Origin of the sequence: Tenacibaculum sp. 1_MG-2023 (assembly GCF_030547425.1) — a bacterium.
Classification (GTDB): Bacteria; Bacteroidota; Bacteroidia; order Flavobacteriales; family Flavobacteriaceae; genus Polaribacter.
On record NZ_JAUORH010000015.1, the window covers coordinates 32,732 to 57,375 of the forward strand.

Sequence of the window (24,644 nt, forward strand, 5' to 3'; positions counted from 1 at the left end):
TTTATAATGGTATATTTAGGGTTACACAGTAATTATTTTCATTTTTTGAAAAAGATAAGTCGTAGTTGTTTTTGTAAAGTAAGTTTAATCTTCTCTTAGTATTTATATTTCCAATACCACTTTTTTCACTATTCTTAAACAAGCTATCTTTTTCATAAGAGTTTTTTATTGAAAACAGTAATCGGTTTTCAGGTTGTTTTTCGATACTAATGTATATATAAAAGTTGGGACTATCTTTATTTCCATGTTTAAAACTATTTTCAATAAATGATAAAAAAATGAGTGGAGGTATTTTTACATTATCTATTTTTCCACCAATTTCAATATTTATTATTGCATTTTCATGACACCTTAATCTTTCTAAATCGATATAGTTTTGAATGTGTTGTATTTCATTAAGTAGTTTTACTTTCGGTTTTGTTGCATCATAAATAACATACTGGATTATATTAGATAATTTTAAAACGACTTCTGATGCTTTTTCAGATTGTTCTAATGTAAGTGCGTATAAATTATTTAATGTATTAAAGAAAAAATGGGGTTGTATTTGTGTTTTTAAAAAATTAAGCTCACTTTTTAATTGTTCTTTTTGTAAAGTAGCAATCCTTTTCTTTTGATAAACCCAGTCTATTGTAAATTTAATAGCAGTAGCTAAAGCAAGTACATAAAGTTCGCCTAAAGTAACAGCAATAATATGATTAAACGTGAAAGCTTGTTGATGACCATCAGATTCTGGCCAGATGTTTTTTGTAACTAATAAATAATTTAACCCTGTTCGAATTATATATAAAAAGCCTAGTGAAGCGATTAATAAAAAAATATAAGTTTTATATTTTTTTTTGGCTAAAAAATTAGGAACAAGGAAGTATATGCTTGTGTAAACAAGAATAATATGTAGAGGGAATTCAATTAAATTTGATTTAAGAGAATACCAATAATCTCCAAAATAGCTCCCCCATCTAATTACATTAAAGCAAAAATAACTAACCCAAAAAATAACATGATATTTTCTTGGTATGGTTTTATTATTTTTTAAAGAAGCAAATGATTTCATTTTATAAAAATCATGAAAGTAGCTATTTTAAGTTATATCAAATAATTTTTGTTAAAAAAAACGCAAAAGTTTAAAAAAAAGTGTCGTTTGTTGTTTTTTTTGTGTTGTTGGTATATTATTTTTTCCAGAAAAAGAATTAAACATACATTTAACTTAAATTTTTTTTTAATTAACCACTCATATGAAAAAAAATAAAATACTACTGTTCTTTTGGGGTTTTATGTTGTTTAGTATAATTATTACCGCACAAGAAAGAGCAATAATAGGTAAGGTAACATCTGCGACTGATGGTTTGCCTTTACTAGGGGTAAATGTAATTGTTAAAGGAACAACAAAAGGAACCGAAGCTGATTTTAATGGTAAGTATACTATAAAAGCGTCAAAAGGAAATATTTTAGTTTTTTCTTTTGTTGGAATGAAAAAGTTAGAGGTTGTAGTAGATAACAATATAATAAATGTAGTCTTAGAAGAATCGAATCTGTTAGAAGAAGTTGTTGTAACAGCGTTGGGTATTAAAAAAGAATCAAAAAAATTAGGTTATTCTTTACAAACTATAAAAAGTAAAGACCTAAACAAAGTTAAAACAACCAACATAACAAACTCTTTATCAGGAAAGGTTACTGGTGTTCAGATAAATCAAAACGGTTCAGGAGCAGCAGGTTCTGCATCTATAAATATTAGAGGAGTTTCTTCTTTAGTGTCAAACAATCCACTTATTGTAATAGATGGAGTTATCGTAGATAATACAGGTTTAGGACAAGGAAGCTTTACTGGTGGACTTGATTATGGTAATGCTTTAGCAGATATTAACCCAGAAGATGTTCAAAGTATAAATGTATTAAAAGGAGGTAACGCAACGGCTCTTTATGGCTATAGAGGAGCGAGTGGAGTTATTGTAGTAACAACAAAAGGAGGAAAAGAAGGTAAGGTAAAGATTGATTTTAGTTCTAGCACAACGCTTGATAATGTTTTAGTAGCTCCTAGATTACAAAATAGTTATGGACAAGGGACATACAATGCAGCTACAAATTCGTTAGAATATGATATTACTAGATCGGGAAGCTGGGGACCAAAATTAGATGGTTCTCAAAGGATGAGGTTTGATGGAGTAGGAACCGATGTTTATAAAGCAACTCCAAATAGCTTTAAAGATTTTTACAAAACAGGGTCAACTTTTATAAATTCAATAAGTGCATCAGGAGGAAATAAAGTATCTAACTATAGGTTATCTTATACTAACTTAACTAATGCTCCAGTACTAAGAGGTAGTGACTTTGAAAGAAATAGTGTTTTGTTAAATACTTTTACCAATATAACAGATAAATTAAAAGTACAAGCTAAAATTTCATACATAAATAATAAAGCTACTAATAGACCAGATATTACAGATGGGCAAGCTAATACAGTGAGAGGATTAATTTTAAAACCTCGTAATATATCTAATCAAATACTCTCTAAAAATTATATAAAGTTAGATGGAAGACCAAATAATTACGGAGGCGGAGCTTTTACAATGAACCCTTATTATGCAGTAAACACTAAAATAAATGAAGATAATAAAAATAGGTTTACAGGGTTGTTAAATGCAACATATCAGGTAACAGAAAACTTATCAGCCACTGCAAGATACTCGAGAGATCAAAGTAATTATACAGCATCAATTTATCAACCTATAGGAGCCTTTGATATTGCACCAACAGGAGGATTAGAAGAAATAACAAATCAAACGGTTTTAAATAACTTAGATTTAATGATGTTTTATAACGGTAATATAACCGATAAACTATCACTAGACGCAACTTTTGGGTTCAATACTGTTGAAACTAATTCAAAAACAAATAGAACAGAAGCTAATGATTTGTTAGATGAAGATTTATTTTCAATAAATAATTTTACTTATAAGAGTGTTTCTACATTTTTAAATAGAACAAAATCTCAATCATTATTTGGAAGCGTTCAATTAGGGTATAACAATTATGCATTTATAGAACTTACAGCTAGAAATGATTGGAGTTCTACTTTACCAGAGGAAAATGCTTCATTCTTTTACCCATCAATAGGAACTAGCTTTTTGTTAGGTGAAATTTTTAATATTAAAACAGAAAAAATAAATAGATTAAAGTTAAGGGCAAGTGCAGCAAGAACAGGTAATGCTACATTACCTCATTTATTAAGCTCTGTTTTTACAGTTACTTCAAAGCCTTATAACGGATTATCACTATTATATTTAGGTAACTCTCAATTACCAGCAGGTGATGCTGAAGAAGGAGCTTCACCAGGATACATCATACCTAACTCAAATTTAAAAGCAGAATTATCTACTGAATATGAAATAGGTTTAGATGCTAGCTTTTTTGAAAATAGATTAGGAATAGATTTTACTTATTACAATAAAGAAACTAAAAATCAAATATTACAAATATCATTACCAGCAACTTCAGGAGCGCAAAGTAAGTTGATAAACGCAGGGTTAATTAGAAATAGCGGTTTAGAAATAGCTTTGACAGGTACACCTATAAAGAGTGAAAAATTTTCGTGGAATACAGCTATTAATTTTACAAAAAACGAAAACAGAATAGAAAAACTCGTTGATGGTCTTCCTTCAACGATACTAGCCCGTCAGTTTAATGATGTTATTCAACTTGTAGCAACAGAAGGTAGTTTATATGGTGACCTAATAGGATCTACATTTAAAAGAGATAGTGATGGGAATAAAATTTATGATACTGGTGGACTGCCAATAGTAGGAGAAGAAGGAGTAATAGGAAACGTAACTCCAGATTTTTTAATGGGTATCACTAATACATTTACCTATAAAAATTTTGAATTAGATTTCTTAATAGATATACGTTCAGGCGGAGATGTTTTCTCTTTTACAGATCGATTAGCAGGAGTACAAGGAACCGATGAAATAACATTAAAAGGAAGAGCTTTTTATGAAGGAGGTCAAGGAATTCTTGTGCCTGAAGGAACAACTATTGAAGGAGGAGCTTTACCGTCAGATATAGTTGCTAGAGGAGTAGATCCACAAACTTATTACAATAGGTTAGGGAATATTTCAGAAAACTGGATTTCTGATGCAAGTTTTGTAAAATTAAGACAGTTGTCACTTACTTATAATTTGTCTCCCAAGTTTTTAAAGAAATTTTCAATTTCAAAGGCATCAATAAGTTATGTAGGAAGAAATTTAGCAATACTTCATAAGAACACAAGAAACTTTGATCCAGAAGTAGGGTTTAATACGGCGATTCAAGGAATTGAGTTTTTTGATATGCCCTCTACTTCAAGTCATGGGTTAAAATTAGCAGTATCCTTTTAAAAAAACTATACTATAAAATTATGAACAATAGAAATAAAAAAAATAGTATTAAAATTACCTATATTGCTTTAATACTAATTGTAATAGCTTCAACCTTTTCTTGTACAAGTGATTTTGAAGAAATAAACAGAAACCCGAATTTACCAACCAATGCAAGAGCAGAAAATCTTTTAGGAGGAGTTCAGTATTTTACATTTGCAGAACCTAGGTTTGTATCATGGAGAGGGAACTTACTGTATACTTCTCAATTTTCACACCAATTTACAACAAATGTTCAAGGTACTTGGTGGGCAGGTGTTGATAGTTATAAAAATGATCAAGGTTGGACTAATGGTGTTTTTGATCAACCATATAAAAAAAGTAGCATTAATCTAAGAGCTCTATTAATAGAGTATCAAGATCTTAACGATATACAAGGTATGGCCATCACAAGAATAATGATGTCTATGTTTACTCAAAAAATGACAGATATTTTTGGAAACGTACCTCACAAAGAAATAATAGTTCCTCAAATAGAAGTATTAAATCCAAAATATGAAACCCAAAAAGAAATCTATAAATTTATATTAGAAGACTTGAAAGAACAGATGAATATTATTGGAGCTTCTACAGAAACTATTAATGGAGCAAAAGGAGATTTTATTTATCAAGGAGATCCACAAAAATGGAAAGTCTTAGCAAATACATTACGTTTAAGGATGGCTTTGAGAAGTAGAGATGTATTTATAGCAGACGGAGAGTCGAGTTTTATTGATGCGGTTATCAACGATTGTTTAGTAAACCCATTAATAGATGATATTAATGAAGCTACTCTTGAAAGGTCGAAAGAACCTTTAATTAATGCAAATTTAGATGGAGGTTTTGAAGATGTTTATTGGGGCTTTGCCGGTTTAGGTTCTAAATGGGTGCCAACCGAACGTTATGTAAGTTTATTAAGAGATAATAATGATCCAAGATTAGGAGAAATTTTTACAGAAGCAGAAAATGGTGGATATAAAGGTAGTTTTGTGAATATACGTACAGCTCCAGAATGGGAAGACATGGCAAAACCTAGCGAAAAAATTATAGGCAAAGGATTGAGTGATTTAAAAGATCAAGTAAACGTAATGGTTTTAACAGCAGCAGAGTCTAACTTTTTGCAAGCAGAAGCAGCTTTGTTAGGTTATGCAGGAAATGCAAATGCATCTTATCAAGCAGGAATTTCATCTAGCATACGTTTTTGGGGAGCTGAAGTAGGAACCTTTATTGCAAGTGAACCTATAGCAACATTATCAGGAAGTAACGAAGAGCAGTTAACACAAGTATATAACCAACGTTGGTTAGCTTCGTTAACAAATGGTTACGAAAGTTGGAGTTTGGTAAGAAGAACAAATTTAATACCACAAATTACAGATAACACTAATTATTGGGTTTCTCAACCAAATAACGGTAATGTGCCAAATAGGTTACCGTATTCTTCAACAGAAAAGACATTAAATAAAGAAAATATTACAGCTGCAATACAGCAACAAGGGCCAGATGAAATGAATACTAAGTTATGGTGGGATATGGATTAAGAAAACTTTGTTTTAACTCCCTCTTTTGTAAATTATCTTAAATAATTTAAGGGTTTACAGTTAATTGTCAAGCGAGAATAATTAAACATATTCTCGCTTGTTTTTTGTCTAGTGTTTACTGCTTTTAGTCGAAAAAAAAGATGAAAAAGATAAGTAATAAATACATTTACCTAAAAGACGAAAACCATGATTGGAGACATAAAAACCTATAATAGAGAAGCAATTGTTCATAAACCAGCAGGGCAATTCGAAGAAACTAGATTTGAGAAAATCCATAATATAATTTTTAATAATTCACTCCAAGCTTCAAAAATAGTAGCACATGAAATAGCTGATTTAATTAAACAAAAAGCTAAAGAAAATAAAAAATGTGTTTTAGGATTAGCAACAGGTTCTTCACCAATTAAAGTTTATGAAGAGTTGGTAAGATTACATAAAGAGGAAGGTTTAAGTTTTAATAATGTAGTTACTTTCAATCTTGATGAATATTTACCGATGAAGCCTAATGATGTACAGAGTTACTATTATTTTATGCATGAGCACTTGTTCAATCATGTAGATATTTTATCTGAAAACATTCATGTTCCGAATGGAACTTTATCATCAGAAGAGATTTATCAATATTGCATAGATTATGAATTAAAAATAAAAGAAGCAGGAGGGTTAGATTTTCAGTTACTAGGAATTGGGAGAACAGGTCACATAGGCTTTAACGAACCAGGGTCTCACTATAACTCAAGCACAAGAAGCATAACCCTAGATCATGTTACAAGGCAAGATGCAGCTTCAAGTTTTTTAGGAATAGATAATGTTTCTAAAAAAGCAATTACTATGGGAATAAGTACCATAAAAAAGGCAAAAAGAATTGTTTTATTAGCATGGGGGGTAAACAAAGCAAAAGTTATACAACATACTATTGAAGGAAAAATATCTCCACAAATACCAGCTACTTACCTGCAAGACCATAAGAATACTACATTTATTTTAGATGTAGAATCGGCTTCAGAACTTACAAGAATAAAAACACCGTGGTTGGTTATGTCTTGTTTTTGGAATAAAGAACTAAAAAAGAAAGCTGTTTTCTGGTTAAGTGAGAAAGTGAAAAAACCAATTTTGAAGCTTACAGATAAGGATTATAATGAAAACGGAATGTCAGGACTGTTAGCAGAAGAGGGAAGTGCTTACAGTTTAAATATAAAAATATTTAACGCCTTACAGCGCACTATTACAGGATGGCCAGGAGGAAAGCCTAATGCAGATGATACAAATAGACCAGAAAGGGAAACACCTCATAAAAAAAGAATAATCATTTTTAGTCCCCATCCAGATGACGATGTAATATCTATGGGAGGTACTTTCGATAGATTAATAGAGCAAGGGCACGAGGTTCATGTGGCTTACCAAACCTCTGGTAGTATTGCTGTGACCGATGAGGATGCTTTAAAGTTTGCTGAGGTAGCTAAGGTACTTACTACAGATAAGAATCATTTAGATAAAGTGATTTCTAAGATTAATGAAAATAATAAAAGAGCTGTGGCTTCAAAAGAAGTACAACTTTTAAAAGGAACAATAAGAAAAGCAGAATCATATGCTGCTACTCGTTATTTAGGATTACCAGATGAATTTGTACACTTTTTAAACCTTCCTTTTTATGAGACAGGGAAAGTAAAGAAAAATAACTTATCTGATGTTGATGTAAAAATTATGTGTGATTTGATAGAAGAGGTAAAGCCTCATCAAATATATGCAGCGGGTGATTTAGCCGACCCTCATGGAACCCATAAAGTGTGTTTAGATGCACTTTTTGAAGTATTAAAACAATTAAAACCTAAAAAAATGATGGAAGATTGCTGGGTATGGTTGTATAGAGGAGCATGGTTTGAATGGGAGCCTTTTGAGATTGAAATGGCAGTACCACTTAGTCCAGATCAAGTTGTAAAAAAACGACATGCTATTTTTTATCACCAATCACAAAAAGATAAAGTAATGTTTAGAGGAGATGATATAAGAGAATTCTGGGTAAGAGCAGAAGACAGAAATAGATTAACTGCTGAAAAATATCATGATTTGGGAATGGCAAATTACGCAGCAATCGAAGCATTTAAAAGACATTATTTCTAAAAACTATTTCATGATTATATCTTCTAAAAACATATTTATTGTCTTGTGGCTAATCTGTATTAGCTTAAAAGCACAAGACAACTTAAGGAACGAGCTTAACTTAATGCCATGGCCGCAAGAGTTAACAAAAACTAATACTAAGCTTGTAGTTGATGCTAATTTTACTATAAGTGTGCAAAAAAAAGAAGGTCGAGTATATAATTATGCAACAAATATTATAAGACGGATAACAAATAAAACAGGTGTTTTTATAAATGAAGGTTTTCCAAGGTTAAATGCTAAAAACACAACAATTAAAGTTGAGTTTGATAAAGTAGAAGAACTTGGTATTCATGTAGATGAATCTTATGTTTTAGAAGTAAAAGAGCAAGAGTTGTTAATAAAGGCTAAAACGGATGTTGGAGCAATTAGAGCTCTTGAAACAATGGTACAGTTAATAGCTTTTGATGAAGAAAAGTTTTTCATTCCTGGGGTACTAATTAAAGATACTCCTAGGTTTGTGTGGAGAGGTTTAATGATAGATGTTGCGAGACACTTTCAACCAGTACATGTTATTAAGCGAAACTTAAGAGCTATGGCAGCTTTAAAGATGAATGTTTTTCATTGGCATTTATCAGATGACCAAGGTTATAGAATAGAATCAAAAATTTTTCCAAAGCTACATAAAGAAGCATCAGACAATCTTTATTATACACATAGTCAAATAAAAGATGTAATTAATTATGCTAATTCTTTAGGTATTCGTGTGATACCAGAAATAGATGTACCAGGACATGCAACAGCAATATTAACAGCATATCCTGAGTTGGGAAGCAAAAAAAATGAGAAATATGAATTAGAGCGTTACTCAGGTGTTTTTGACCCAACATTAGACCCCACTAATACAGAGGTATATGTGTTTTTAGATAAATTATTTTCAGAAGTAATAACGTTGTTTCCTGATGAATATTTTCATATTGGAGGAGATGAAAATGAGGGTAAACATTGGAATGAAAATAAAGAAATTTCAAAATTTAAAAAAGAGCATAATCTTAAAAGCAATCATGAGTTACAAACATATTTTAATATAAAGCTTCAAAAAATATTATCAAAATACAATAAAAAGTTAATGGGGTGGGATGAAATAATGACGAAAGACATGCTTAAAACCGCTATTATTCATTCGTGGAGAGGGGCAAATGAGGGATTTGAAAAAGGGACTTTAGTAAAAGCGGTAAAAAAAGGTTACAATGTTGTATTGTCTAACGATTATTATATCGATAGATTACAGTCAGTTAATTACCACTACATGATTGACCCTGTTGGTAATAAAAAGTTAACAAAAAAAGAAGAGCAAAGAGTTTTAGGGGGAGAAGTAACAATGTGGAGTGAATTGGTAACACCATTAACTATAGATTCACGTATTTGGCCTAGAACAGCAGCAATAGCAGAACGCTTTTGGTCCTCTAAAAAAGTAAATAATATCGCTAATATGCGTAAAAGGTTAGTAGTAGTTAATGATAATTTGGAGCTTGTAGGGATAACTAATAAAGGTAGTGTAGAAGTTATTTTAAGAAATATAACAAAGACAAATACAATTGAACCGTTAAAGGTGTTGACTGGGATATACGAACCTTTAAAAGTCTATACCAGAAATAAAGAAGGTACAGAGTATAAAACGTTTTCACCTTTTATACTTTTTGCAGATGCTTGTACAGCAGATGCAGCAGATGCATATACCTTTAATACTTTAGTAAGTGATTTTATTAAAACACCCAACGAAGCAAAAAAATCAGAAATAATTAAATATTTTATTAAGTGGGAAAAAGGTTATACAGATTTTTTAAAGTTACCAAACAACCCTATTTTAAAGAAGTATAAGAAACACTACAAATCATTACATAAAACAGCATTATTTTGTATAGAGATCTTACAAAGCTCAGAGTTATCAGAGAAAGATAGAAAAGAATTGAAAGAACAAATAGAATTTTTAAAAACACCATTAGAAGATACAGAGTTAATGGTTATAAAAAGCATAGAAAAACTATATAACTATTCATTGTTAACTCTTCATAAAAGTATTAATAATGAAGAGTAATGTTACATTAAAAGAAATAGCAATAAAAACTGGTTTCTCAATATCTACAGTTTCAAAAGCACTAAATAACAGTTATGAAATAAGCAATGTAACAAAGAAAAATATAAATGATGTTGCAAAGTCTTTATGCTACAAGCCTAATTTTTTTGCAAAGAACTTAAAAAAAAGAAAGAATTATATTATAGGAGTAATTGTACCAAATTTTAAAGACGATTTTATATATAATTTTATCAATGCAATCATAGAGGAAACCAGTAGTAAAGAACACAGAGTAATGCTATATCAAACATGTAATAGCCTGCAAAGAGAAAGCAAATACATAAAATTACTATCAGACGATTTAATAGATGGACTCATAGTTTACACTCATAATATTTCAATTAGTGACTATACCAAACAACTAAAAGGTACACTTTTTACAATAGTCCGTAAGAAAGATAGTAAAAATGAAGCCAGCTTGTTAAAAGTAAACCAAATAGAAGGGTTAACCTTGGGAAAAAAAGTAATTAACGATTTAATTTTCCGAATAAAATCAAAAACCTCATAAATGATTTTAATTGCAGATAGTGGTTCTACAAAATGTGATTGGATTGTTCTTAATGTCAACGAAAGTAGCATTCAGTCTAGAATTAGAACAAAAGGAATAAATCCGTCGATCTTAAAAAAGAAAGCAATTCATAAAACTATTAGAAGTTCAAAAGAATTGATAGTTTGTAAAGAAGAAATTAGTTCTATATATTTTTTTGGAGCAGGATGTAACAATGAAAAAAGTAAAGAAAAAATACAAAGTGTTTTGTTACATTATTATAGCAATGCAAAAAAAATAGAAATACAAGAAGATATAATGCTAGCAGTGTTATCAGCGTCTTTAGAACCATCAGTAGTTTGTATTTTAGGAACAGGTTCAAACTGTTGCTTTTTTGATGGAAATAAAATACAAAAACGCATAACATCAATGGGATATTTATTAATGGATGAGGGTAGTGGTAATCATTTAGGGAAACAGCTGTTAAAAGCTTACTATTTTAATGAATTACCTAGCGATTTAAAGTTTTCTTTTGAAAAAGAGTTTAACTTAAACTCAGATAAAGTATTATCTAAATTATACAATTCAAAAACACCTAATAAGTACCTAGCAAAATACGCTCGATTTTTATTTACCAATATAGAAAACAGTTATGTACAAGAGTTGGTAGCATCTTGTGTTTCAGAATTTATTAATAAACAATTAATAACTTACAAAGAAGAATTAGAAAAAAAACCTCTGTATTTTATTGGTTCGGTAGCATACCATGCTAAAAAAATAATAAATGACGAATTGGCAAAAAATAATTTAAAACCAGTAACTTTATTTATAAGAAGACCACTTACAATGTTCATACAAAAAATACAAAATAACCCTAAGCTATTGGAAAAATCATTTTCTTAATTTTTATGGAAGAATAACTTTAATTGAGTAAATTTGATATTCGATATTTATGAAGAAAATTAAAAAAATAGCAGTAATGACTTCTGGGGGAGATTCTCCTGGAATGAACGCAGCGATACGATCTGTAGTAAGGGCCAGTGCCTATTACCATATAGATTGTATGGGGATTTATAGAGGATATCAAGGGTTGATAGAAGGAGACCTAACTCCGTTAACCGCACGAAGTGTAAATAATATTATCAACAAAGGAGGAACCATATTAAAATCGGCTCGTTCAAAAGATTTTAGAACTAAAGAAGGAAGGCAAAAAGCCTATGAAAGTTTACAAAAGAACAAGGTGGATGCTTTAGTGGTAATTGGAGGAGACGGTTCTTTTACAGGAGGAGTAATTTTTAATAAAGAATTCAACTTTCCTATAATAGGTATTCCTGGTACGATAGATAATGATATTTCAGGAACAAGTCATACACTTGGTTATGATACTGCTTTAAACACAGCCGTAGAAGCAATTGATAAAATAAGAGATACAGCATCTTCTCATGACAGACTATTCTTTGTTGAGGTTATGGGGCGTGATGCAGGGTTTATAGCATTAAATGCTGGTGTAGGAGCTGGAGCAGAAGAAATTTTGATTCCTGAAGAAGATTTAGGGTTGGAAAGGCTATTAGAGTCATTAAAGAAAAGTAGAAGGTCAGGAAAATCATCAAGTATTGTAGTTGTTTCCGAAGGAGATAAAACAGGAAAAAATGTATTTGAATTAGCAGATTATGTTGAGAAAAACCTACCTGAATACGAAGTAAGAGTATCTGTATTAGGTCACATGCAACGCGGAGGATCACCAACTTGTTTTGATAGGGTTTTAGCAAGTAGGTTAGGAGTAAGCGCTGTTGAGTTATTACTTGACGGAAAAACCAATTTGATGGTGGGCTTAAAAGATAATAAAGTAGTTGCTACCAATTTAGAAAAAGCAATCAAAGGTCAACATAAAATCGATACTGAGTTACTAAGGGTATCAGATATAATGACCACTTAAACACGAATATAAAATTTATTAATAATGATAAAAATAGGAATTAACGGATTTGGAAGAATTGGTCGATTAGCGTTCCGTTCTGCAATAAAAAGAGACAACATCCAAGTTGTGGCTATTAACGATTTGTTAGAGGTAGATTATTTAGCCTATTTATTGAAGTATGATTCTGTTCATGGACGTTTTGAAGGAGATATTGAAGTTAAAGAAGGAAACTTAGTTGTAAATGGACAAACAATAAGAATTACTGCGGAAAGAAATCCTGAAAACTTGAGATGGAATGAAGCAGGGGCAGAATATGTAATTGAATCTACTGGTTTTTTTACAGATAAAGATAAGGCAGCACTGCATATTACTGGAGGGGCGAAAAAAGTAATTATTTCAGCACCTTCTAAAGATGCTAATATGTATGTAATGGGAGTAAATCATAAAGATTTGAAAGGTGATGAAGTAGTTTTTTCTAATGCTTCGTGTACCACAAACTGTTTAGGCCCGTTAACAAAAGTAATTCACGATAATTTTGGGATGAAAGAAGGGTTAATGACTACAGTTCATGCAGCAACATCAACACAAAACACAGTTGATGGCCCTAATAAAAAATGGCGAAGAGGACGTTCAGTAGTAAATAACATCATTCCTACGTCAACAGGTGCAGCAAAAGCGGTAACTAAAGTTATTCCTGAATTAGAAGGGAAATTAACAGGAATGGCAGTTAGAGTTCCTGTAGCGGATGTTTCTTTAGTAGATTTAACATTTAGAACAGAAAAAGCAACTTCATTAAAAGAAGTTTTATCAGCTTTAAAAGAAGCTTCGGAAGGTGAGTTAAAAGGAATTATTGGATATACAGAAGATGAAGTAGTATCACAAGATTTTGTTTCTGAAACAAGAACATCTGTAATAGATGCAGACGCTTGTTTAGAGTTAAATGAAAACTTTTTTAAAGTAATTTCTTGGTACGATAATGAGTTTGGATACGCTACAAAAATTGTAGATTTATTAGAGTATTCAGCATCTTTATAAAAACATAAAATATTTTGTAATATTGTATTCCCGCTTTTAGCGGGATTTTTTTTAAACACTATTTTATGGAAATAGCAATTATAGCACATGATGGAATGAAAGCTGAAATGGTTCAGTTTTTAAATGAACATAAAGAAGTTTTACGTCAAAAAAGCATCCAGTTAATCTCAACAGGAACAACAGGAGAAAAAGCTGAAAAAGCAGGTTTTGAAGTAACAAAATATTTATCAGGACCTATTGGAGGCGATGCACAAATTGCTGGTAGAGTAGCAGAAGGGAAATGTCAAATGGTATTGTTTTTCAGAGATCCTTTAGCAAAACACCCACATGAACCAGATATATCTATGTTAATGCGTTTATGCGATGTACATGATGTTCCGTTAGCAACGAATCCTGCAACAGCAGAACTGTTAATTAAAGCAATTTAAAAGATTATAAATAAAAAGAGAAACAATAATTGCTTCTCTTTTTATGGTAATTTATTAAAACGTTTCGCTCCTTGTCTTGTGTATAACGCTTATTTATGGTTTTTAAGAAATTTTTCAGTTGTCAATACGTCTGAATAATAATAATCTAAGGCGGCTAGAAAAGATTTTTGAACTTCGCTAGCTTTTACATTTTCTCCATTTACTTCTAAATCTTTGGTTGCACAAGCATCTCCAATAACAATGCATTCAAAACCAAAGTCTTTGGCTGCTCTTGTTGTTGCGTCCACACACATATGTGTCATCATTCCACAAATCACCAACTTTTTCACTCCTATTTCATTTAAAGTTTTTAGTAATTCGGTTTCTCTAAAACTGTTTGGAAAGTGTTTGGTTATTATATTTTCCCCGTCTATTGGTTTCACGTTTTTGTGAATCCCCACACCTTGAGTTTTTGGAATAAAAAAAGAAGAACCAGAGCGAGTTGATTTATGTTGAATATGGATAACAGGAAGTTTATTATTTCTAAACTCATTCAAAATTTTCTTAGCATTTAAACTTGCTTTTTCAGGTTGTGAGAGCTCCATTTTTCCATTTGGAAAGTAATCATTTTGAATGTCAATTAATATTAAGGCTGTTTTCATATTTTCCTTTTTCTGGGCTTGAAGATTGACAGTAAAGATTGTCAATACTACTAGAATTAAAATTCTTTTCATTTGCTTTATATTACTTATAAAGGTTAAGGTATCTGTCGTTTTAAAGAAGTGATACCGTCAGATAAAAAAATGTTTTTTAAAAAAACTATTTAACAGCAATCATACTAATTTCAACATTTACAAACTTAGGTAAGTTAGCAACTTCTACTGTTTCACGAGCGGGAGCAGTAGCATCGTTAAAATATTCACCATAAACAGCATTAATTTTTGAAAAGTTATGCATGTCTGAAATAAAAATAGATGTTTTAATAACATTTTCAAATGTCATGCCAGCAGAAGCTAATACTTCTTTCATGTTTTGCATTACTTGTTTGGTTTCTGCTTCAATAGAATCTAAAACTAATTCACCAGTTTCAGGGTTAATTGCTATTTGTCCAGAAGTGTATAAAGTATTCCCACTAAGTACCGCTTGATTATATGGACCAATTGGGGCAGGAGCTTTATCTGTTGTGATTATTTTTTTCATTTTTGTTTGAGTTTATAAAGTTGTTTGTTTTGTTAAAAAGGGGAAGTTAGATTTTTCTAATTCCTAGAATAATACTCTATCTGGTGGTTTGTTTTTATCCCATTTTAAATCGCTCAATACTGAAGACTTCACCCCAATAAAGAAATTATAAGAAGAGTTAACACCAAAAGGAGTCCAGTTAAAATTAAATCTCCAACTATCTAAATCTCTTGAAAAATTTAATCTAGTATAAGTAAAAGCATTGTCTTTAACATCATAACCAGAAGAAAAACCAACTTTCCATTTAGGGGAGAGTTCTACATCACCACTAAACATTAACGTATTATTACCTATTTGGCTTGTTAATCCGTTATTAGTGTAACTCATAGAGTAAGCTAAATTAAGAGTCCAAGGTATTTTGGCTTTGTAGAGTTCTGTTTCTTTTGTTTCGCCTTCTTTATTTTTGTTATTGGTGTTGTTAGGAAACCCATTAGTAGAGCCTATACCTTCTCCAAAAACATCTGGTGTATCCTGTGCGCCATTTCCATTTTTGTTGTCAGCGTCATCTTCACCATCTTTATTCTTTTCAAAATCTTTACTAGAAATGGAATAATTAGCTGTTACCCCCAAATTAGTCATTCTAAGAAGACTACCGTTAAACTTATTTATTCTTTGTCCTTTGCTGTTCACTTGATACGGATCAAAAGTAGCATTCATGTTTAAAGCTAGCTTGTCTTTAAAAAGACGTGTACCAGCATTTGCTCTCACAGGAGACCAGCGTAAACTATCAGCAGCTATGTTATAACTTGTACTAAAATTCAAGTTGTTAAGAATCGTGATTTTTTTATCCTCTTCATCACTGTCAGGATCTTTCGGTGCTACTTTAGCCTCTAAAACATTGTTTACGGAAATACCGATAGAATTTGAAACTCCACTTCCAGGTGTTCCATAAATGCCACCCTCAAAGGGAGAATAGGTTAGTAAGTCACTTGGGTCAGAACTCTGACGAACTGTTAAATCGTAATCATCAGCAAAATTTGGACGATATCCGTATGAAATAGAGGGTCTAATTGTATGTCGAATAGCCTTTAAACGTCCTTTTTTAAAGTTAAATGTACCGTAGATGTTTGTAGATAAAGAAACTCCAAAGTTATATTCATTATAACGAGTAAAGCCACTGATAGTATCATTAACAGCAGCACCAAAATTACCATCACTGTTTATAGCAGTAGGGTCGTATCGCTTTTTAATTTGATCAAAATACCAAACATCTTTATAGTTTACACTAGGTGATAATGTAAAGTATTTAAAAGCTTTTAAACTGGTATTGGTACTCAAGTTATGTTGTATACCTTTTTTTGCCGTTTGAAACATTTTAGCGGTAAAAAACTCGTCATCTGTAGTATTAATTTGATATTGACCTTGCATACTATAATTAATACCCATTTTTTGAATAGGGTTCTTTTTAATTCCTCCTTTTCCTGCAAAAGGATAAATACGATCCATATTAAGTTGTAATGATGGAAGCGTCATAGTAATGGATTCTGTATTGGTATTTTGCGAATGAGTAGCAGTTACGCTCACATTAAAAGGAGTACCTACAAAATTTTTATAGTATGAAACAGACGAGCTCAACGTGTTGTTTAAGAACTGAGAACTATTAAATTCGTTTAAAGATTGACGATAATACTTACTACTTCCTAAGTTAACAGAAGCAGAAAAACGAGAGTTTGGACTCGCCTTAGAATCTTGACTATGGCTCCATCTAAGGTTGAAATTGGTGGACTTTTGATAATCGCTTAAACCACGTATACCTCTAATAATATTTTCAAAACGAACACTAAAACTTCCGCTAAATTTATAACGAACATAATAGTTAGAGGAAGCATTTAATCCCCAACTACCATTGGTGTATAAGTCTCCTAATACAGTTAAATCAAAGTAGTCACTTAAAGCAAAATAGTATCCTCCATTTTGCATAAAAAAACCTTGGTTATTACTTTCCCCCCAAGAAGGAATAATAAACCCTGAAGTTCTTTTATCTGTTAAAGGAAAATATGCAAACGGTAAATATACAGGAGTAGGAACGTCTGCCAATACTAAATTGCTACCACCAACAATAATCTTTTTACCAGGAACTAGTTTTGCTTTATTTGTTTGAATATAATAATCTGGAATTTTCTTTTTTGAAGTAGTAAAACGCAATCGACGCATATAAATAGTAGAGTCATTTACCCGTTTTGTTTTTTCTCCATAAGTAATAATTCCTGCTTGATTTGTTTTAACACCATAAACTAAAGCTTTCTTAGTTTTAAAGTTAAAAAGAATAGAGTCTTGTTCAGATTCTTGTCCTCCTTGCTTAAATTGAGGTCTTTGATGATACCCTGTGCTATCTTTTATACCTTTAGCATATACCATATTGTTTTTATAATCCAGAATAATAATTCCAGCTTTTAAGTCAATGTCAGTATATGTTACTTGGGCTTTATTATATAAGGTAATTGTTTTTTCTTTGGCGTTTTGTATGGTATAATCTTCAGCATCATGAGTAATAATACCGTCAATTACTTCTTTTGGTTTAATAGAATCGTTAACAATAGTATCTCTTTTTTTATTAATAAGAGCATTGCTTTTTAAACCTATTAAAGTGTCTTTAGGACTAGTAAATATAGAGTCTTTGCTAGTTTTTTGAGGAGTAATGCCTTTCTTGCCAAATTCTTGTGCAGTACTTAATTGAAAACAAAAAAGATAGAAAGTTAAAAGTATGTAAGTTGGATTTGCTCGCAATATTATTAATACTATTTTTGTGTTATATTTAAAAACTTTGGCGTGCTATTTGAATGCCTATATTTTAAAAACCAAAAATAGTTAAATTTTATTGATGCAATTCTTAAATTTCCGTAAATATAATATCTCAAAAACAAGCTTAATCATTCTAACCTTTTTTACTGTTTTGTATGGGGGTATATTATCGGTTTCGGCTCAAAAAAAATATACTGTTGTTTTAGATGCTGGTCATGGAGGAAAAGATCCAGGAAATTTAGGAAATGGTTTTAGAGAAAAAAACATAGCCTTAAAAGTAGCATTAGATGTAGGTAAGGAGTTGTTAACTTCAAAAGATATACAAGTAGTTTATACCCGTAAAAAAGATGTTTTTGTAGAGTTGCACAACCGAGCTAAAATAGCGAATGATAAAAAAGCGGACTTATTTGTGTCTATACATTGTGATGCTTTTAGGAGATCAGATCCGCATGGAGCAAGTACTTTTGTTTTAGGATTAAGTGGAAATAAAGAAAACCTAGAGATTGCTAAAAAAGAGAACTCTGTAATTTTATTAGAGGATAATTATAAGCAAAATTATGATTATGACCCGAACTCACCAGAATCAGTAATTGGTTTGTCAGTACTTCAAGAAGAAAACTTAGAAAATAGTTTAGGTATTGCAGGTTTAGTTCAAAATAATTTTGTAGCAATTAAAAGAAATAATAGAAAGGTAAAACAAGCAAATTTTTTAGTATTAAGAGAAACAGTTATGCCTAGTGTTTTAATAGAGTTAGGTTTTTTGACTAATAAAAATGAAGGTAAATTTCTAAATTCTAGAAAAGGGCAAATTAGAATGGCAAAGTCAATAGCTCAAGCAATAAGAAAGTACTTTGAACGATTAAAGTTAAATACGATTAGCGAAACCTTAACAGTTAATGCACCGTTAGTGGAAGAGGAAGTTTCTACCCCAGTTATAAAAAAAGAGAAACTTAAGCAAATTGTCAAAAAAGAAAATATATCACCAACATTAGTGTCAACAGGTGTTGTGTTTAGAGTACAAATAGCTGCATCAAGAAAAAAACTTTCAATAAACAGTTTCAAAGGGTTAGAAAATGTTGAGTCTTTATTTATAGATAATTACTATAAATATTACTATGGAAACTCATCAAGTTTAGTAGGAATAAAAAAGGTTTTACCAAAAGTAAGAAGCAAAGGATATAAAGATGCTTGGGTGGTAGCTTTTAAAAATGGAAAAAGAATTTCAATTAAAGAAGCATTGAAAAACCGTTAATTTAGAGGTATTCTATATTTATACTCGCAAAATTATTATTATTTTCGCTCGTATAAATATATTTTATGTCTAAAGAACTAAAAACAGGAATTGTTGCTGTAGTTATTATTGCACTGTTTATTTGGGGGTATAACTTCTTAAAAGGACAAGATTTGTTCAGTGCTAATGCAAGACACTTTTTTGTAGAGTACAACAATATTAATGGTCTTAACGAGGCAAGTTCGGTAACTATTAATGGATTAAAGGTTGGTAAGGTAGATGAAATTCGCTTTAATGGAAAACCAGATAAAAAGGGGAACTTAATTGTAAAGATTTCATTAGATACTGACTTTAATTTTTCCAAAAACAGTATTGCTAAAATTTATTCAGCAAGTTTAATGGGAGGTCAAAGTTTAGCAATTGTTCCTAAATATGACGGAGAAATAGCCAAATCAGGAGACTTTTTAAAAGGAGAAGTTGAATCAGATATATTTTCATCAGTAGGCGAAAAATTAAATCCTATTCAGGCAAAACTAGAGAATGTTCTGGTTGGAGCAGACTCTTTATTAATAGGCTTTAATCAAGTATTAGATGAAAAATCTCGTAAAAGTTTAAATAGAAGTATTTTAGGGTTAGAGGGTACTATATACGATGTGCGTAAGACATTAGCCTCAGTAAATACATTGTTGGTAGATAATAAAGAAAACTTAAATACGACCTTTGCAAACACAAAAAAAATTACAGATAATTTTTCAAAAGTATCTGAAGATTTAGCAAAAGCTAATTTAGGTGAATCGGTTAAAAAACTCGAAGCAACTTTGGTAAATGTTAATGGTCTATTAGCGAATATGAAATCAGGAAAAGGAACTTTAGGAAAGTTAATGACTGATGAAAAGATGTACACTAATTTAACAAATGCATCTAAAGAATTAGAAGAACTGTTAAGAGAAATGAAGTTGAACCCAAAACGATTTGTACATTTTTCGTTATTTGGTAAAAAACCAAAACCATATAACGAGGAAAATAATAAAAGTAACAGCAACAACTAAACAAAACAACAACTAAAATATTCTATAATCTCTTAAAAACTGAAGAAGTAATAGGTATAACAGAGTAAAAATAATTAAAGACAATGGAGAATTACTTGCCAAACCTCTTTTTTGCAATTATTTTAATTGCAGGTATAGGGTATTTTGTAATGAATGTTCGTAAGCTAATACGAAACATCAAATTAGGAAAAGACGTAGATAGAACAGACAGAAAACCTGAGCGATGGAAAAACATGGCGAAAATAGCTTTAGGACAATATAAAATGGTACGCCGTCCAGTTTCAGGTATTTTACATATTGTTGTGTATGTTGGGTTTATCTTAATCAATATCGAAATGTTAGAAATTGTTATTGATGGACTATTTGGTACACACCGCGTTTTTCAACCAATTATAGGAAATGCTTTATACGGATTCCTAATTGGTAATTTTGAAGTGTTAGCGTTGTTGGTGTTTGTGGCAGTAACAATTTTTTGGTTCCGTAGAAATATTGAAAAAGTAAAACGTTTTTGGAATAAAGAAATGGAGGGCTGGCCTAAAAATGATGGTAATATCATTTTATACTTCGAAATGGTGTTAATGACCTTATTTTTAGTAATGAATGCAACAGATATTCCTTTTCAAGAAGCAGGAGTAGGAAATGTAGTATCACAGTTTATAGCGCCTTGGTTCGACGGATATTCGCCAGAAGCATTACATACTATCGAAAAAACAGCTTGGTGGTTACATATTGTAGGAATTTTAATTTTCTTAAATTATTTATACTATTCTAAGCACTTGCATATCTTGTTAGCTTTTCCAAATACGTTTTTTGCAAGCTTAAAACCAAAAGGACAGTTTAACAACCTTGAAGCAGTAACAAAAGAAGTAAAAATGATGATGGATCCTGATGCTGACCCGTATGCAATGCCTGAAGAAGGAGAGGACGAAGGAGAACCAGAGAAATTTGGAGCATCGGATGTAACCGATTTAAATTGGGTACAGTTGATGAATGCTTATACGTGTACTGAGTGTGGGCGTTGTACATCATCTTGTCCTGCAAACTTAACAGGAAAAGAATTGTCTCCACGTGCTATCATGATGAAAACACGTGATCGTTTAGAAGAAGTAGGAAAAAATATTGATGCTAATGGAGGAGAGTTTAAAGATGACGGTAAGCAGTTGTTAAACGATTATATTACTCCAGAAGAATTATGGGCATGTACAAGTTGTAATGCTTGTGTACAAGAATGTCCTATCGGTATCGATCCATTATCCATTATTATGGATATGCGTCGTTATTTAGTAATGGAAGAATCAGCAGCTCCGCAAGAGTTAAATATGATGATGACCAATATTGAAAATAACGGAGCGCCATGGCAGTACAGTCAAATGGATAGATTAAACTGGAAAGACGAAGAATAATTTTTTAATGACTAATTATGAACTACGAATAAGTAATAAATCGTAAGTTATAATTCAAAAAATCACAATTTATGGTAGTACCAACAATGGCAGAAATGATGGCTCAAGGAAAACAACCAGAAGTGTTGTTTTGGGTAGGAGCTGCAGGAAGTTACGATGATAGAGTAAAAAAAATAACAAGAGCCTTCGTAAAAATATTACAACAAGCAGGAGTTGATTTTGCAGTATTAGGTACAGAAGAAAGCTCAACAGGAGATGCAGCAAAACGTGCAGGAAATGAGTTTTTATTCCAAATGCAGGCTGTTACTAATATAGAAGTTTTAAATGCTTACGAAGTAAAAACAATTGTTACGTGTGATCCGCATTCATTCAATACATTAAAAAATGAATACCCTGGATTAGGAGGGAAGTATAAAGTGTATCATCATACACAATATATAAGCAAATTAATCAAAGAAGGACGTTTAACCATTGAAGACGAAAATTTAAACGGTAAGCGTTTAACATATCACGATCCATGTTATTTAGGACGTGCAAATGATGTGTACGAAAGTCCACGTGAATTAATTCGTCGTTTAGGGGTGAAAATGACGGAAATGAAACGTCATAAATCAACGGCATTATGTTGTGGAGCAGGAGGAGCACAAATGTTTAAAGAACCTGAAAAAGGAGATAAAGATATTAATGTGTTAAGAACAGAAGATGCCTTAGAAACAAACCCACAAATTATAGCTACTGGATGTCCTTACTGTAATACAATGATGACTGATGGTGTAAAATTCAAAGAAAAAGAATCGCAAATACAAGTAAAAGATATTGCCGAGTTAATTGCGGAAGCTAATAACCTATAAGTTAAATAAAATATTTAGTGGTAAAAAAGCGTGTTACATTTTGTAACACGCTTTTTTTGGCATAAAAATTGAAAAAGATAAAGTCTAACTCAAAAAATAATTATGATGAAAAAACTACTTTATTTAGTTGTGGCAACTTTAGTATTAAACTCTTGTACAAAAAACATAGAACCTTGGGAAAAAGAACCATTAAATCTCGATGTAAGGTTTGTAGTAGCAACTGAAGAACAACACAACTCCATTTTAATAAAAGAAATAAATGATGGTTCTATTGGAGAAATAAGTTTTTATAGTAAAAGTGAAGGAAATGCTAATTTACCTTATGATAAAACTATAAATCAGGAGGTGAGCTATTATACAAAGGCTACTTTTTCTTATCAAGATAGAACAGTTTCAGAATCAATAGCAGAATATGAATCTTTTGTAACATATGATGTTACCTTAAAAATGTTTGTAGAGGGGGAGTTAAAAGTAGAGACTACTAAAGCAATAGCTAAACCAGATGATACAGCAAGTATTTCATTTGATTTTAAAGAATACTTTGAAGACTAATACTTTCCTTTAATTCTATCTCTAAATTTTTCTTAGAAAAAACAGATTTGATACCTATAAATATAAAGTGTTCTTAAAAGTGTATTACGAGAGTAGTACACTTTTTTCTTTGTAGTAAGTTTGTGAAAAATAATTCAAAAAAATAAAAGAATGAGATACCTTTTTATGTTTGGTTTTATTAACATCATGTGAGGATGCCGATTTTTCTCTTGACGGAAATAGAGCGGTTTCAACAATAATGTTTAATATTACAAGTAATAACAACAATGGAAAGATTAAAACTGTTTTTCTAGAATCAGGTTTCTTTAAGTATGATAACACTAGAACAACTAATGTTTTTCCTTACAAGAAATCTTATACAGATGAAATCAACTTTGCTGCAAACGTAGCTTTTGAATACGAAGATAAAGCTACAGATAATTTTAGTGTTTATACGATAACAATGGAAATCCTTAGAGATAACATTTTGGTGGACAAAAGAGAATATTTTATAGATAAACCTGGAACAAAAGTAGGTTTTAATGCTGTAGTAAATAAGTAAACTACTCATATACTTTAAGAAAAAAGGAAAGCTCAGCTTTCCTTTTTTTATGTCTAAAAAACTTATCTTTGAAAATCATATTATTTCAATGAAAAACTATATAAGAGCAGCACGTTTACGCACCTTACCGTTGTCCGTATCAGGCATTATTGTTGGAGCATTTTTAGGATTTAATAGCGTATTGTATGCAGACAGTACGATAAACTTATTAGAATCTCCGATTTTTTGGTTAGCAATACTCACAACAATCGGTTTTCAGGTATTATCTAATTTTGCGAATGATTATGGAGACGGTATAAAAGGAACTGACGATAATAGAGATGGAGAAGCACGCATGGTTTCGTCTGGAGTTATTACCCCAAGGCAAATGAAAAATGCGATGTTAGTAACTGGAATCATTACATTAGTTGTTGCACTGTTATTGATTTACGTATCCTTTGGAAAAGATAACTTTTTATACTCCGTAATTTTCTTTGGACTAGGAATAGCTTCAATTGTTGCTGCTATAAAATATACCGTAGGAAAATCAGCTTATGGTTATAGCGGATTTGGAGACATTTTCGTTTTTATTTTCTTTGGTTTGTTAGCAGTAGTTGGAACCTACTTTTTATACACTAAACAACTAAATTTTATTGTTTTCTTGCCAGCAATCACTGTTGGACTATTAAGTACTGCTGTATTAAATTTAAACAATATGCGAGATAGAGAAAACGATGCTAAATCAGGAAAAAACACACTAGTTGTAAAAATGGGAGCAGAGTCAGGAAAATTGTATCATTACTTCCTTATTGTAGTGTCTTTTATAGTTGCACTATTGTATACGGTTATCAAGTTTCAATCACCATATCAATTTTTGTTTGTTATAGCTTATATCCCTTTAGTAAAACACGTAGTTTTTGTATATAAAAACAAAGAAGAAGCGTTGTTAGATGCTGAACTTAAAAAAGTAGCACTGAGTACCTTTTTATTTTCGATTTTATTTGGATTAGGTCAAATATTGTAATTTTATTAACCCAAAAAAAA

Annotated in this window: 20 protein-coding genes; 16 read left to right on the forward strand and 4 right to left on the reverse strand. The window is 31.0% G+C overall.

Annotation, left to right across the window (positions count from 1 at the left end):
• Nucleotide 1: 1 nt before the first annotated feature.
• Nucleotides 2–1,054 carry a sensor histidine kinase gene (locus Q4517_RS11125; RefSeq protein WP_303509253.1) on the reverse strand — a complete coding sequence of 351 codons (1,053 nt, stop codon included), beginning with the start codon at nt 1,052–1,054 and terminating at the stop codon, nt 2–4.
• Between the two features lie 181 nt (nt 1,055–1,235).
• On the opposite strand from Q4517_RS11125, the gene Q4517_RS11130 reads away from it, so the two are divergent.
• The 9 genes from Q4517_RS11130 to Q4517_RS11170 all read left to right on the forward strand — a co-directional run bounded on the left by Q4517_RS11130 (nt 1,236) and on the right by Q4517_RS11170 (nt 14,034).
• Nucleotides 1,236–4,373: a SusC/RagA family TonB-linked outer membrane protein gene (locus Q4517_RS11130; protein ID WP_303509255.1), complete on the forward strand. Its 3,138-nt coding sequence runs from the start codon at nt 1,236–1,238 to the stop codon at nt 4,371–4,373.
• A gap of 20 nt (nt 4,374–4,393) precedes the next feature.
• Nucleotides 4,394–5,929 (forward strand): SusD/RagB family nutrient-binding outer membrane lipoprotein, encoded by a 1,536-nt coding sequence (locus Q4517_RS11135; RefSeq protein WP_303509258.1) that lies wholly within the window; start codon nt 4,394–4,396, stop codon nt 5,927–5,929.
• Nucleotides 5,930–6,115: 186 nt separating this feature from the next.
• A complete protein-coding gene (gene nagB, locus Q4517_RS11140) occupies nt 6,116–8,050 on the forward strand; it encodes a glucosamine-6-phosphate deaminase (protein WP_303509261.1) in 1,935 nt (644 codons plus the stop codon).
• On the forward strand, nt 7,992–10,127 hold the full coding sequence (locus Q4517_RS11145; RefSeq protein WP_303509264.1) for a family 20 glycosylhydrolase: 2,136 nt from the start codon (nt 7,992–7,994) through the stop codon (nt 10,125–10,127). The genes nagB and Q4517_RS11145 overlap by 59 nt, the downstream gene beginning before the upstream one ends.
• Nucleotides 10,117–10,674: a LacI family DNA-binding transcriptional regulator gene (locus Q4517_RS11150; protein WP_303509266.1), complete on the forward strand. Its 558-nt coding sequence runs from the start codon at nt 10,117–10,119 to the stop codon at nt 10,672–10,674. Before Q4517_RS11145 ends, Q4517_RS11150 begins: the two co-directional genes overlap by 11 nt.
• Nucleotides 10,675–11,556 carry a BadF/BadG/BcrA/BcrD ATPase family protein gene (locus tag Q4517_RS11155; RefSeq protein WP_303509268.1) on the forward strand — a complete coding sequence of 294 codons (882 nt, stop codon included), beginning with the start codon at nt 10,675–10,677 and terminating at the stop codon, nt 11,554–11,556. It begins immediately after the preceding gene.
• 49 nt (nt 11,557–11,605) lie between these two features.
• The gene (gene pfkA / locus Q4517_RS11160; RefSeq protein ID WP_303509270.1) at nt 11,606–12,589 is read left to right on the forward strand and encodes a 6-phosphofructokinase; all 984 of its coding nucleotides are present in this window, start codon (nt 11,606–11,608) and stop codon (nt 12,587–12,589) included.
• Between the two features lie 24 nt (nt 12,590–12,613).
• Nucleotides 12,614–13,606, forward strand: a complete 993-nt coding sequence (gene gap / locus Q4517_RS11165) for a type I glyceraldehyde-3-phosphate dehydrogenase (RefSeq protein WP_303509272.1) — start codon at nt 12,614–12,616, stop codon at nt 13,604–13,606.
• Between the two features lie 65 nt (nt 13,607–13,671).
• Nucleotides 13,672–14,034, forward strand: coding sequence for a methylglyoxal synthase (locus Q4517_RS11170; protein ID WP_303509273.1), 363 nt, complete (start codon nt 13,672–13,674; stop codon nt 14,032–14,034).
• Nucleotides 14,035–14,123: 89 nt separating this feature from the next.
• On the opposite strand, the gene Q4517_RS11175 is transcribed toward Q4517_RS11170, so the two are convergent.
• From Q4517_RS11175 to Q4517_RS11185, 3 genes are all read right to left on the reverse strand, one after another.
• Nucleotides 14,124–14,747 (reverse strand): cysteine hydrolase family protein, encoded by a 624-nt coding sequence (locus Q4517_RS11175; protein WP_368506468.1) that lies wholly within the window; start codon nt 14,745–14,747, stop codon nt 14,124–14,126.
• A gap of 85 nt (nt 14,748–14,832) precedes the next feature.
• The gene (locus tag Q4517_RS11180; RefSeq protein ID WP_303509275.1) at nt 14,833–15,213 is read right to left on the reverse strand and encodes a RidA family protein; all 381 of its coding nucleotides are present in this window, start codon (nt 15,211–15,213) and stop codon (nt 14,833–14,835) included.
• 63 nt (nt 15,214–15,276) lie between these two features.
• Nucleotides 15,277–17,979, reverse strand: a complete 2,703-nt coding sequence (locus tag Q4517_RS11185; RefSeq protein ID WP_303509276.1) for a putative LPS assembly protein LptD — start codon at nt 17,977–17,979, stop codon at nt 15,277–15,279.
• A 94-nt stretch (nt 17,980–18,073) separates the two neighbouring features.
• Here Q4517_RS11185 and Q4517_RS11190 point away from each other — a divergent pair, with 94 nt between their 5' ends.
• The 7 genes from Q4517_RS11190 (at nt 18,074) to menA (ending at nt 24,624) form a co-directional block, all read left to right on the forward strand.
• Complete coding sequence (locus Q4517_RS11190) at nt 18,074–19,246, forward strand: N-acetylmuramoyl-L-alanine amidase (protein WP_303509277.1); 1,173 nt, start codon at nt 18,074–18,076, stop codon at nt 19,244–19,246.
• A 65-nt stretch (nt 19,247–19,311) separates the two neighbouring features.
• Nucleotides 19,312–20,274, forward strand: a complete 963-nt coding sequence (locus tag Q4517_RS11195; protein WP_303509278.1) for an MlaD family protein — start codon at nt 19,312–19,314, stop codon at nt 20,272–20,274.
• Between the two features lie 83 nt (nt 20,275–20,357).
• Nucleotides 20,358–21,677 (forward strand): 4Fe-4S dicluster domain-containing protein, encoded by a 1,320-nt coding sequence (locus Q4517_RS11200; protein ID WP_303509281.1) that lies wholly within the window; start codon nt 20,358–20,360, stop codon nt 21,675–21,677.
• Nucleotides 21,678–21,748: 71 nt separating this feature from the next.
• Nucleotides 21,749–22,528, forward strand: a complete 780-nt coding sequence (locus Q4517_RS11205; RefSeq protein ID WP_303509282.1) for a (Fe-S)-binding protein — start codon at nt 21,749–21,751, stop codon at nt 22,526–22,528.
• Nucleotides 22,529–22,633: 105 nt separating this feature from the next.
• Nucleotides 22,634–23,080 carry a hypothetical protein gene (locus Q4517_RS11210; RefSeq protein WP_303509284.1) on the forward strand — a complete coding sequence of 149 codons (447 nt, stop codon included), beginning with the start codon at nt 22,634–22,636 and terminating at the stop codon, nt 23,078–23,080.
• Between the two features lie 169 nt (nt 23,081–23,249).
• The gene (locus tag Q4517_RS11215) at nt 23,250–23,621 is read left to right on the forward strand and encodes a hypothetical protein (RefSeq protein WP_303509285.1); all 372 of its coding nucleotides are present in this window, start codon (nt 23,250–23,252) and stop codon (nt 23,619–23,621) included.
• A gap of 82 nt (nt 23,622–23,703) precedes the next feature.
• A complete protein-coding gene (gene menA, locus Q4517_RS11220; protein ID WP_303509349.1) occupies nt 23,704–24,624 on the forward strand; it encodes a 1,4-dihydroxy-2-naphthoate octaprenyltransferase in 921 nt (306 codons plus the stop codon).
• Nucleotides 24,625–24,644 lie beyond the last annotated feature (20 nt).

Coding starts and splice junctions, on each gene's coding strand:
- Q4517_RS11145 (WP_303509264.1), top strand. CDS start 7,992: ATGATTTGGGAATGGCAAATTACGCAGCAATCGAAGCATTTAAAAGAC.
- Q4517_RS11205 (WP_303509282.1), top strand. CDS start 21,749: ATGGTAGTACCAACAATGGCAGAAATGATGGCTCAAGGAAAACAACCA.
- Q4517_RS11150 (WP_303509266.1), top strand. CDS start 10,117: ATGAAGAGTAATGTTACATTAAAAGAAATAGCAATAAAAACTGGTTTC.
- Q4517_RS11200 (WP_303509281.1), top strand. CDS start 20,358: ATGGAGAATTACTTGCCAAACCTCTTTTTTGCAATTATTTTAATTGCA.
- Q4517_RS11155 (WP_303509268.1), top strand. CDS start 10,675: ATGATTTTAATTGCAGATAGTGGTTCTACAAAATGTGATTGGATTGTT.
- Q4517_RS11130 (WP_303509255.1), top strand. CDS start 1,236: ATGAAAAAAAATAAAATACTACTGTTCTTTTGGGGTTTTATGTTGTTT.
- Q4517_RS11125 (WP_303509253.1), bottom strand. CDS start 1,054: ATGAAATCATTTGCTTCTTTAAAAAATAATAAAACCATACCAAGAAAA.
- Q4517_RS11210 (WP_303509284.1), top strand. CDS start 22,634: ATGAAAAAACTACTTTATTTAGTTGTGGCAACTTTAGTATTAAACTCT.
- Q4517_RS11175 (WP_368506468.1), bottom strand. CDS start 14,747: ATGAAAAGAATTTTAATTCTAGTAGTATTGACAATCTTTACTGTCAAT.
- pfkA (WP_303509270.1), top strand. CDS start 11,606: ATGAAGAAAATTAAAAAAATAGCAGTAATGACTTCTGGGGGAGATTCT.
- Q4517_RS11170 (WP_303509273.1), top strand. CDS start 13,672: ATGGAAATAGCAATTATAGCACATGATGGAATGAAAGCTGAAATGGTT.
- Q4517_RS11180 (WP_303509275.1), bottom strand. CDS start 15,213: ATGAAAAAAATAATCACAACAGATAAAGCTCCTGCCCCAATTGGTCCA.
- Q4517_RS11190 (WP_303509277.1), top strand. CDS start 18,074: ATGCAATTCTTAAATTTCCGTAAATATAATATCTCAAAAACAAGCTTA.
- gap (WP_303509272.1), top strand. CDS start 12,614: ATGATAAAAATAGGAATTAACGGATTTGGAAGAATTGGTCGATTAGCG.
- nagB (WP_303509261.1), top strand. CDS start 6,116: ATGATTGGAGACATAAAAACCTATAATAGAGAAGCAATTGTTCATAAA.
- Q4517_RS11135 (WP_303509258.1), top strand. CDS start 4,394: ATGAACAATAGAAATAAAAAAAATAGTATTAAAATTACCTATATTGCT.
- Q4517_RS11195 (WP_303509278.1), top strand. CDS start 19,312: ATGTCTAAAGAACTAAAAACAGGAATTGTTGCTGTAGTTATTATTGCA.